This window comes from Kitasatospora sp. NPDC058218 (assembly GCF_042882445.1).
In the GTDB taxonomy this organism is placed as follows: domain Bacteria; phylum Actinomycetota; class Actinomycetes; order Streptomycetales; family Streptomycetaceae; genus Kitasatospora.
In genome coordinates this window covers 1-11758 of record NZ_JBHVWC010000125.1, presented here as the reverse complement: position 1 = coordinate 11758, position 11758 = coordinate 1, and the positions used below count along the sequence as shown (strand labels likewise).

At 74.5% G+C, this 11758-nt stretch carries 1 protein-coding gene; it reads left to right on the top strand.

All coding sequences use genetic code 11. The features are described from left to right. A partial coding sequence (locus ACFVYI_RS41665; protein WP_387895184.1) for an SDR family NAD(P)-dependent oxidoreductase occupies positions 1–11758 on the top strand: 11758 nt, incomplete at both ends.

Here is an 11758-nt window from a genome sequence, read left to right as displayed (position 1 = left end):
CCCACACCCACGGACTCACCCCCACCACAACCACCCCGGCCACGGCCAACACCCCCACCCTCCCCACCTACCCCTTCCAACACCACACCTACTGGCTGCCGACCCCGCGATCCGTCACCGACCCCGCCCACCTGGGCCTCACCGCGACCGAGCACCCGCTGCTGGCGACCGTCGTGACCGCCGCGGAGGACGACACGACGCTGTTCACCGGCGTGCTGTCCCGGCAGGCCCAGCCGTGGCTGACCGACCACGCCGTGGCGGGAACCGTGCTGCTGCCGGGCACCGCGTTCGTCGAGCTGGCCGTCGCGGCCGGCGACCACATGGGCGCTGCGGTCCTGGAGGACCTGACGCTGGAGGCCCCGCTGGTGGTGCCCGAGAGTGGCACCGTCCAGCTCCAGGTGCAGGTCCGCGTCGCGGACGAGCAGGGCCGCCGGACGATCGCCGTACACTCGCGGCCGGACGACGCGAGCCCGTGGATCCGTCACGCCAGCGGCATGCTCGGCGAATCGACCGCGCAGCCGCGCGAGTTGGCCGCCTGGCCGCCGTCCGGCGCGGCCGCGGTGAGCACCACGGAGGCGTACGAGCGCCTGGCCGTGCACGGCTACGAGTACGGGCCGGTGTTCCAGGGCCTGCGGGCGCTGTGGCGGCGCGGCGACGAGTTGTTCGCCGAGGTCGCGCTGCCGGAGGACACCGAGGTCGACGGCTTCGGCCTCCACCCGGCCCTCCTGGACGCCGCCCTGCACCCCGCGGTGCTGGAACCCCTGGCGGCCCTCACGGCACCGTCCGGCGAGATCCCGCTGCCGTTCGCCTGGTCGGGCGTCCGGTTGTACGCGACCGGCGCCCGAGAGCTTCGGATCGCCCTCACGCCCGACGCGTCGGGCACCTACGCGCTGGCGGTCGCGGACGGCACCGGCGCGCCGGTGGCGTCGGTGGACTCCCTGGTGCTCCGCCCGATCGCGGCGGGCGCGCTCGGCGCCCGCCAGGACGACCTCTTCACGGTCGAGTGGCAGCCCGTCCTGCTCGCCACGGACACCGAACCGCTCGACGGCTGGGCACACCTCTCGGAGGCCCTGGCGGGCGACACCGCCCCCGAGGTGCTGATCCACGTCCTGCCGCCGTCGCTCGCCGCCGAGGACGACGTCCCGGCGGCTGCACGCGCGGCCGTGCGGGAAACCCTCGGGTCGGTGCAGCGCTGGCTGGCGGAGGAGCGCTTCGCGGAAAGCCGCCTGGTCGTGGTGACCGGGCGGGCGGTGTCCGTCCGGGACGGCGAGGACGTGCTCGACCTCGTGCACGCCCCCGTGCGCGGCCTGCTGCGCACCGCGCAGACCGAGAACCCGGGCCGGATCGTGCTGCTCGACACGGAGGAGCCCGGGGAGGATACCTCGACGGTCACGAGCGCTCTCCTGCGGACCGTCGCCGCGGCCCTCGCCGTCGGCCGGGAACCCGAACTCGCACTGCGTGACGGCCGGGCCTGGGCACCGCGTCTCGTCCGCGCGGTGCCGACCGCGCCGCCCGCCACCGGGTCGCCCGCCCAGGCTTTCGCCCCCGACGGCACGGTCCTGATCACCGGCGCGACCGGCACCCTGGGCCGGCTGCTCGCCCGCCACCTGGTGACCGAGCACGGCGCGCGCCGTCTGCTGCTGGTCTCCCGCAGCGGGCAGGCCGCCCCGGGGGCCGACGAGCTGCGCGCGGAGCTGACCGCACTGGGCGCCGGGGCCACCCTGGCCGCCTGCGACATCACCGACCCGGCCGCCTTGGCCGAACTGCTCGCCACCGTCCCGGCTTCGCACCCGCTCACCGCCGTCTTCCACACGGCCGGCGTCCTCGACGACGCCACGGTCCCGGGGCTGACCCCCGGGCAGGTCGACGCGGTGCTGCGGCCCAAGCTGGACGGCGCCTGGAACCTCCACCGACTCGCCGGCGAACTCGACCTGTTCGTCGTCTTCTCGTCCGTCGTCGGCGTGATCGGCGGCGCCGGCCAGGCCAACTACGCGGCGGCCAACGTCTTCCTCGACGCCCTCGCCGCCCACCGCCGCGCACTCGGCCGCCCGGCCGTCTCGCTGGCCTGGGGCCTGTGGGAGCAGGCCAGCGGCATGACGTCGACGATGACCGACGCGGACCGCGCCCGGATGGCGCGCACCGGCATCGTCCCGCTCCCCTCCGAGCGCGGCCTCGCTCTGCTGGACGCCACCCTCGCCGGAGCCCACGCCCTCGCCGTGCCGACCCGGATCGACCTCGCCGCCCTGCGCACGCTCCCGGAGCTCCCGGCCGCCTTCCGGGCCCTGGTGCGGACGCCGGCCCGCCGTGCCGTGGCAGCGGCGTCCGGCGGCGCCTCCTGGGCCCAGCGCACGGCCGCCCTGCCTGCCGACCAGCGCGCGGAGGCCGTGCTCGACCTGGTCCGCACCCAGGTGGCAACCGTCCTCGGGCACGCCACCCCGCAGAGCATCGACGCGGAACGCGCCTTCAAGGAGCTGGGCTTCGACTCGCTGACCGCCGTCGAGCTGCGCAACCGTCTGATCGGCGCGACCGGGCTGCGGCTGCCCAGCACGCTGGTCTTCGACTACCCGACGCTCAGCGCCGTCACCGGCCACCTCCTGGACGAGGTCACCGGCGGCGCCACCGCGGTCACCGTGCAGCACACCCGCACGGGCCTCGACCAGGACCCGATCGTGATCGTCGGCATGGCCTGCCGCTTCCCCGGCGGGGTGCGCTCGCCGGAGGACCTGTGGCGGCTGGTCGCCGACGGGGTCGACGCCGTCGCGCCGTTCCCCACCAACCGCGGCTGGGACCTCGACGACCTCTACGACCCGGACCCCGACAAGGAGGGCAAGGCCTACGCCAAGGAGGGCGGATTCCTCTACGACGTGGCCGACTTCGACGCCGAGTTCTTCGGGATGTCGCCGCGCGAGGCGCTCGCCACCGACCCGCAGCAGCGCCTGCTGCTGGAGACCGCGTGGGAGGCCTTCGAGCGGGCCGGCATCGACCCGGCCGCCCAGCGCGGCAGCCGGACCGGCGTGTTCGCGGGCGTCATGTACAACGACTACCGGTGGCGGCTGCGCGACGAGGCCCCCGCGGGCTTCGAGGCGTACCTCGGCAACGGCAGCGCGGGCAGCGTGGCGTCCGGCCGGGTGTCGTACACCTTCGGCTTCGAGGGCCCGGCCGTGACCGTCGACACCGCGTGCTCCTCCTCGCTGGTCGCCCTGCACCTCGCCGTCCAGGCGCTGCGCAACGGCGAGTGCGACCTCGCACTCGCCGGCGGCGTGACCGTGATGGCCACCCCGGCGCCGTTCATCGAGTTCAGCCGGCAGCGCGGTCTTGCGCTCGACGGCCGCTCCAAGTCCTTCTCCGCGGAGGCCGACGGTGCCGGCTGGGCGGAGGGCGTGGGCCTGCTGCTGGTCGAGCGGTTGTCGGACGCCCGCCGCAACGGCCACCAGGTACTCGCGGTGGTACGCGGTTCGGCGATCAACCAGGACGGCGCCAGCAACGGCCTCACCGCCCCCAACGGCCCCTCGCAGCAGCGGATGATCCGCCAGGCGCTCGCCAACTCCGGGCTGACGACGGTCGATGTCGACGTGGTGGAGGCCCACGGCACGGGCACGTCGCTGGGTGACCCGATCGAGGCGCAGGCGCTGCTGGCCACCTACGGGCAGGAACGTCCGGCCGAACGGCCGCTGTGGCTCGGCTCGTTGAAGTCCAACATCGGCCACGCCCAGGCCGCGGCCGGCGTCGCCGGGATCATCAAGATGGTCATGGCGATGCAGCACGCCGAGCTGCCGAAGACCCTGCACGTCAACGAGCCCTCCCCGCACGTCGACTGGACGGCGGGCGCGGTCGAACTGCTGACCGAGGCGCGACCCTGGGAGGCGGCGGACGGACGTCCGCGCCGGGCCGGCGTGTCGTCCTTCGGCATCAGCGGCACCAACGCGCACATCATCCTGGAGGAGGCGCCCGCGGCCGAAACCGCGACCGTCGAGGCGTCCGGCCTCCCTGCGGTGTGGCCGCTGTCGGCGAAGTCGGAGCCCGCGCTGCGCGACCAGGCCCGCCGGCTCCTCGACTGGCTCACCGAGCACCCGGACGTGAGCGAGGCCGACGTCACGCACGAGCTGACCACCGGGCGGTCGCTGTTCGAGCACCGGGCCGTGGTCCTGCCCGGCGAGCGGGCGGAGGCGTTGCACGCCCTGGCGGAGGGGACGCGCCACCCGGCTGTCGTCACCGGCAACGCAGCCCACCCCGGTAAGCTCGCCTACCTCTTCACCGGCCAGGGATCCCAGCGAGTCGCCATGGGCGAGGAGTTGTACACCACCTTCCCCGCCTTCGCCGCCGCCTACGACGAGGCACTCAGCCACTTCGACCCCGAACTGCGCCAGATCATCGCGTCGAACCCCGACGGGCTGCTCGACACCACACTCCACACCCAACCCGCCCTGTTCGCCCTGGAGACGGCCCTGTTCCGCCTCCTGGAGCACCACGGCCTCACCCCCGACTACCTCGCCGGACACTCGATCGGCGAGATCACCGCCGCCCACTGCGCCGGCGTCCTCTCCCTCACCGACGCCGCGAAGCTCGTCAACGCCCGCGCCCACCTCATGCACAGCACCGGCGAAGGCGCGATGGCCACCCTCCAGGGCGTCGAGGCCGACGTCCTCCCCCACCTCGGTGGCGGGCTCACCATCGCCGCCGTCAACTCCGCCGACGCGGTAGTCGTGGCCGGTGACGTCGACGCCGTCCACGCCCTCGCCACACAGTGGAAGGAACAGGGCCGCAAGGCCAAGATCCTCAACACCCACCACGCCTTCCACTCCCACCACATGGACCCCATCCTCGACGAATTCCACACCGTCGCCGAGTCGTTGACCTACCACAAGCCCACCACCCCCATCGTCTCCACCCACACCGGAGAAATCACCGACGAACTCACCGAACCCTCCTACTGGACACGCCAGTTGCGCGAAGCCGTCCGCTTCCACGACGCCCTCACCACCCTCCACGACAACGGCGTCACCACCTACCTCGAACTCGGCCCCGACGCCACCCTCACCACCCTCACCCGCACCACCCACCCCGACGCGGCCACCGCAGCGACCCTCATGCCGAACCACCCCGAGGCGCACACCGCCCTGGCCGCCGTCGCCACCGCCCACACCCACGGCCACCCCGCCACCTGGCCCACCACCGGCACCCACACCAACCTCCCCACCTACCCCTTCCAACACCAGACCTACTGGCTGGAGCCGTCCGCCGCCCGCCGCAGCGGGAATGTCGCGGCCGCCGGGCTCGGCGCGCAGACCCACGGGCTGCTGAGCGCCGCCGTGGAGCTGGCCGAGGGCGACGGCGTGGTGTTCACCGGTCTGGTCGCACTGAAGACGCACCCGTGGCTGGCCGACCACGCCGTACTCGGCACCGCCCTGCTACCGGGGACGGCGTTCGCCGAGCTGGCGCTCCACGCGGGCGAACAGCTCGGGTACGACACCGTGGACGAGCTGACCATCGAGGCCCCGCTGGTCCTGCCCGAGGACTCCGCCGTGCGGCTCCAGGTGACCGTGGGCGCCCCCGACGGCACCGGCCGCAGGACCGTGGCGGTGCACTCCCGTCCGGACGCCGGGGAGAGCACCGAGTGGCTCCGGCACGCGGTCGGGCAACTCGCCGAGGCGGACGGCACCGAGCCGGCCCCGACACCGTTCAGCTGGAGGCCCGCCGGCTCCGCCGTGGACGTCGCAGAGCTGGCGTCGCGGGCGGCGGACGCCGGACTGGACTACGGGCCCGCGTTCCAAGGGCTCACCGCCGCCTGGCGCAACGGTGCCGACACCTGGCTCGACGTACAGTTGCCGGAGGATCAGTGGGGCGAGGCCGCCCTGTTCCGCCCGCACCCCGCGCTGCTGGACGCTGCCCTGCGAACGCTGGCGCTGGGCGCCGAACCCGGCACCGTACGCCTGCCGTTCAGCTGGTCGGGAGTCCGGCGGTGCACGCCGGTAGCCGGCCCGGTGACCGCTCTGCGGGTGCGGCTGACCGAGCACGGCGGGGACGCGGTGACCGTGACGGTCGCCGACGGCGACGGCTCCCCGCTGCTGGAGGCCGGCACGCTGCTCCTGCGAACGGTCCGCCCCGAGCAGCTCACCGGCGACCGGCTGCCGCTGTACGAGGTGCAGTGGGTCCCGCTGCCGGCCGCCGGGAACGCGCCCTCCGACGCGGCGGAGCACCGGATCGTGGAGGCGCCGGCCACGGACGCCACCGACCCGGTGGCCGCCACCCACGCCGCCGTCACCTGGCTGCTGGCCCTCCTTCAGGACGGCTCCGACGCGGACGACGAGGCCCCGCTGGCGCTCGTCACCCGCGGCGCGGTCGGCGGCGGCCCCCGCAACCCGGCACACGCCGCGCTCTGGGGATTCGTCCGCGCCGCGCGGGCCGAACGCCCGGGCCGCTACGTGCTCGTGGACACCGACGGCACCGAGGCGTCGCTCCTCGCCCTCCCCGCCGCCCTGCGCTCCGGCGAGCCCGAGCTGGTGCTCCGCGACGGCGAGGTCCGCGCCAGCCGTCTGGCGCCGGCCGAGGCCGTCGCCGAGGTGCCCGCCTTCGACCCGGACGGCACGGTGCTGCTCACCGGCGCCACCGGCGCGATCGGCCGCAAGGTGGCCCGGCACCTGGTCACCCGGCACGGCGTACGGAGCCTGCTGCTGGTCGGCCGCCGCGGTGCCGACGCGCCCGGCGCCCCCGCGCTGGCCGCCGAGCTGACCGAACTCGGCGCCCGGGTCACGCTCGCCGCGTGCGACGTGACCGACCGCGCGGCCGTGACCGCGCTACTGGCCGAGCACCCGGTGCGCGCCGTACTGCACGCGGCCGCCGTCCTGGACGACGGCGTCATCGCCTCGCTGACCCCGGAGCGGCTGGCCACCGTCCTGCGCCCGAAGGTGGACGCGTCCTGGCTGCTGCACGAACTCACCGGCGACCTGACCCACTTCGTCCTCTTCTCCTCGGTCGCCGGTGTGCTCGGCAGCGCCGGCCAGGCCGCCTACGCCGCCGCGAACGCCTTCCTCGACGCCCTCGCCGAGCAGCGGTCGGATCAGGGACTGCCCGCCGCGTCGTTCGCCTGGGGCCTCTGGGACACCGAGACCGGCATGGCCGGGCAGCTCGCCGACCGCGACCGGGCCCGGCTGGCCCGCGCCGGCCTGGCGCCGATGCCCGTCGACCAGGGCCTCGCCGCCCTGGACGCCCGCCTGGGCGCCACGCTCACCACGGCCGCCGCCCTGAACACGGTGTCGCTGCGCGACCAGGCCGACCAGGGGAAGCTCCCTGCCCTGCTCAGCGGCCTGTTCCGCGCGCCGCGTCGTCGGGCCGGCGCGGGCGGCGCCATGCCCGCGGTGTCCATGCTGGAGCTGGTCCTCACCACGGCGGCGGACGTGCTCGGCCACCGCGATGCCTCCGCCATCGCCGCCGACCGGCCGTTCAACGAGCTCGGCTTCGACTCGCTCACCGCCGTCGAGCTGCGCAACCGCCTCGGCACCGCCACCGGCCGCCGACTGCCCACCACCCTGGTGTTCGACCACCCCTCCCCGGCTGCCCTCGCGGCCGAGCTGGAGGGCGCGGCGCAGGCCTCAGCCACCCGCCCCGCCACCGTCCCCCCGGGCTCCGTCGACGAGCCGATCGCCATCGTCGGCCTCGCCTGCCGCTACCCCGGCGGGGTGCGCTCGCCCGAGGACCTGTGGCGGCTGGTCGCCGACGGCGTCGACGCCATCGGGGAGTTCCCGGTCGACCGCGGCTGGTCGGAGGACCTGTTCGACCCGGACCCCGAGCACGCCGGCACCAGCTACACCCACACCGGCGGCTTCCTGCACGAGGCGGCCGAGTTCGACGCCGAGTTCTTCGGAATCTCGCCGCGCGAGGCGCTCGCCACCGACCCGCAGCAGCGCCTGCTGCTGGAGACCGCGTGGGAGACCTTCGAGCGGGCCGGCATCGACCCGGCCGCCCTGCGCGGCAGTCAGACCGGCGTGTTCACCGGCATCATGTACAGCGACTACGCGTCCCGGCTCCAGCACGCCCCGCGCGACTTCGAGGGCTACCTGAGCAACGGCAGCGCGCCGAGCATCGCCTCGGGTCGGGTGTCGTACACCTTCGGCTTCGAGGGCCCGGCCGTCACCGTCGACACGGCCTGCTCATCCTCGCTCGTCGCCCTGCACCTCGCCGCGCAGGCACTGCGCAACGGCGAGTGCGACCTCGCGCTCGCCGGCGGCGCGACGGTGATGGCCACCCCGACGACGTTCATCGAGTTCAGCCGCCAACGCGGCCTCGCCCCCGACGGACGCTGCAAGGCCTTCTCCGCCGACGCCGACGGCACCGGCTGGAGCGAAGGCGTCGGCCTGCTCCTCGTCGAACGCCTCTCGGACGCCCGCCGCAACGGCCACCAGGTACTCGCCGTCGTCCGCGGCTCGGCGATCAACCAGGACGGCGCCAGCAACGGCCTCACCGCCCCCAACGGCCCCTCCCAGCAACGCGTCATCCGCGCCGCGCTCGCCAACGCCGGACTGACGACGGCCGACGTGGACGTGGTGGAGGCACACGGTACGGGGACGTCGCTCGGCGACCCGATCGAGGCGCAGGCCCTGCTCGCCACCTACGGGCAGGACCGTCCGTCCGAACGACCGCTGCTGCTCGGCTCGTTGAAGTCCAACATCGGCCACACCCAGGCCGCGGCCGGCGTCGGCGGCATCATCAAGATGGTCATGGCGATGCAGCACCGCGAGCTGCCGAAGACCCTGCACGTGAGCGAGCCGTCGACCCACGTCGACTGGACCGCCGGCGCGGTCACGCTCCTCACGGAGGCACAGCCGTGGGAGGCGGCGGACGGACGTCCGCGCCGGGCCGCCGTGTCGTCCTTCGGCATCAGCGGCACCAACGCCCACGTCGTTCTTGAGCAGCCGCCCACCGAGGAGGTTGCCGACTCTCCTGCGCCGACACCCGAACTCCCGGCGGTGTGGCCGCTGTCGGCGAAGTCGGAGCCCGCGCTGCGCGACCAGGCCCGGCAGCTGCTCGACTGGCTCACCGAGCACCCGGACGCGAGCGAGGCCGACGTCGCGCACTCGCTGACCACCGCACGGTCGCTGTTCGAACACCGAGCCGTGGTCCTACCGGGCGACCGCGCCGAGGCCCTACGCGCCTTCGCCGACGGCGCCACGCACACCGGCATCGTGACCGGCCGGGCAGGCCACCCCGGTAAGCTCGCCTACCTCTTCACCGGCCAGGGATCCCAGCGGGTCGGCATGGGCGAGGAGTTGTACACCACCTTCCCCGTCTTCGCCGCCGCCTACGACGAGGCACTCAGCCACTTCGACCCGCAGCTGCGCGACATCATCGCCACCAACCCCGACGGGCTGCTCGACACCACACTCCACACCCAGCCCGCCCTGTTCGCCCTGGAGACGGCCCTGTTCCGCCTGCTGGAGCACCACGAACTCACCCCCGACTACCTCGCCGGGCACTCGATCGGCGAGATCACCGCCGCCCACTGCGCCGGCGTGCTCTCCCTCGCCGACGCCGCGAAGCTCGTCAACGCCCGCGCCCGCCTCATGCACAGCACCGGCGAAGGCGCGATGGCCACCCTCCAGGGCGTCGAGGCCGACGTCCTCCCCCACCTCACCGACGCCCTCACCATCGCCGCCATCAACTCCGCCGACGCGGTAGTGATCGCCGGAGACGTCGACGCCGTGCACGCACTCGCCACGCAGTGGAAGGAACAGGGCCGCAAGGCCAAGATCCTCAACACCCGCCACGCCTTCCACTCCCACCACATGGACCCCATCCTCGACGAATTCCACACCGTCGCCGAGTCGTTGACCTACCACGAGCCCACACGTCCGATCATCTCCACCCTGACCGGCGAATTGGCCCAGGAGCTCACCGAACCCTCCTACTGGACACGCCAGTTGCGCGAAGCCGTCCGCTTCCACGACGCCCTCACCACCCTCCACGACAACGGCGTCACCACCTACCTCGAACTCGGCCCCGACGCCACCCTCACCACCCTCACCCGCACCACCCACCCCGACGCCACCGCAACCGCCACCCTCACCCCCAACCACCCCGAGGCGCACACCACCCTGGCCGCCGTCGCCACCGCCCACACCCACGGCCACCCCGCCACCTGGCCCACCACCGGCACCCACACCAACCTCCCCACCTACCCCTTCCAACACCAGACCTACTGGATCGACGCCCCCGACCACGCGGGCTCCGCCGCCGATCTCGGGCTGGACGCCCCCGACCACCCGCTGCTCGGCGCCGTCGTCCACCTGCCCGACGGTGGGGGCGCTGTCTTCACCGGGCGGCTGTCGGTCCGCAGTCACCCGTGGCTGGCCGACCACGCCGTGGCCGGAACGGTGCTGGTGCCCGGGACCGCGATCGCCGAACTGGCCCTCTACGCGGGCGGCCGGCTCGGGTGCGCGCGGCTGGAGGAGCTGGCGCTCCAGGCGCCGTTGACGCTGCCCGAGCAGGGCACCGCGGTGCGGGTGCAGGTGAGCGTCGGCACCGCCGGCGCGGACGGACGGCGGGCGGTGACCGTCGAGTCGCGCGACGGCGACACGGCCACCGTCCTCGCCAAGGGCACGCTCGCCACGGACGCCGGCCACCCGGCGGCACCTCTCGGTGCCTTCCCGCCCGAGGGCGCCGAGCCGGTGGGCACCACAGAGCTGTACGCCCGTCTGGAGACGGCCGGACTGGAGTACGGCCCGGCCTTCCGCGGCCTGACCGCTGCCTGGCGCCACGGCGAGGACGTGTACGCCGAGGTGGTCCTGCCGGAGCTGCCCGGTCCGGACGGCTTCGCGATTCACCCCGCGCTGCTGGACGCGGCGCTACACCCGATGGCGTTCGCCGAGGACACCCCGGACGGCGAGGTCAGGCTGCCGGCCGGCTGGTCCGACCTGGTCGTCCACGCCACGGGTGCCCGCACCGTCCGGGCCCGGCTGGCCCCGACCGGGCCCGGCACCATCGGGCTCACCGTCGCGGACGTCGAGGGACGACCGGTGGCCGAGGGCGTGCTCAGCGTGCACACGACCCGTCCGGAGCGCCTGGTCGCCCAGAGCGCGAAGAGCCTCGACAGCCTCTACCAGGTCGACTGGACCGCGCTGCCCACTCCCCCGGCGTCGGCGGAAGCGACGGATCCCCCGGTCACGGTCGCGAACGCGGCGGCGCTCGCCGGACTCGCGCCCGCCCCGACGGTGTACGCCCACTGCCCGACCCCGGAGGGCGGCGAGCTGCCCGAGCAGGTCGGCATCGTGCTCGAATGGACACTGGAGCTGGCCCAGGCCTGGCTGCTCGACGAGCGGTTCGCCGACGCGCGGCTGGTGTTCGTCACCGAGAACGCCGCCGGCGAGCGGCCCGCCAACCTCGTGCAGGCCGGCGTGTGGGGCATGGTCCGCTCGGCGCAGGCCGAGAACCCGGGCCGGTTCGCGCTGGTGGACCTCGACGGCGCGCCGACATCGGCGGCCGCCCTGCCCGTCGCACCGGTCGACGCGGAGCCGCAGCTCGCGGTGCGCGACGGCGCGCTGTTCGCACCGCGTCTCGTGCGGGCCGCCGCGCCCGCGCCCGACGCCGACGGGCCCGGGTTCACGCCGGACGACTACGTCCTCGTGACCGGCGCGACCGGGGAACTCGGCAAACTCCTCGCCCGCCACCTCGTCACCACCCACGGCGTCAAACGACTCCTCCTCGTCAGCCGCCGCGGACCCGACGCCCCCGGCGCCACCGAACTCCACCACGAACTCACCACCCT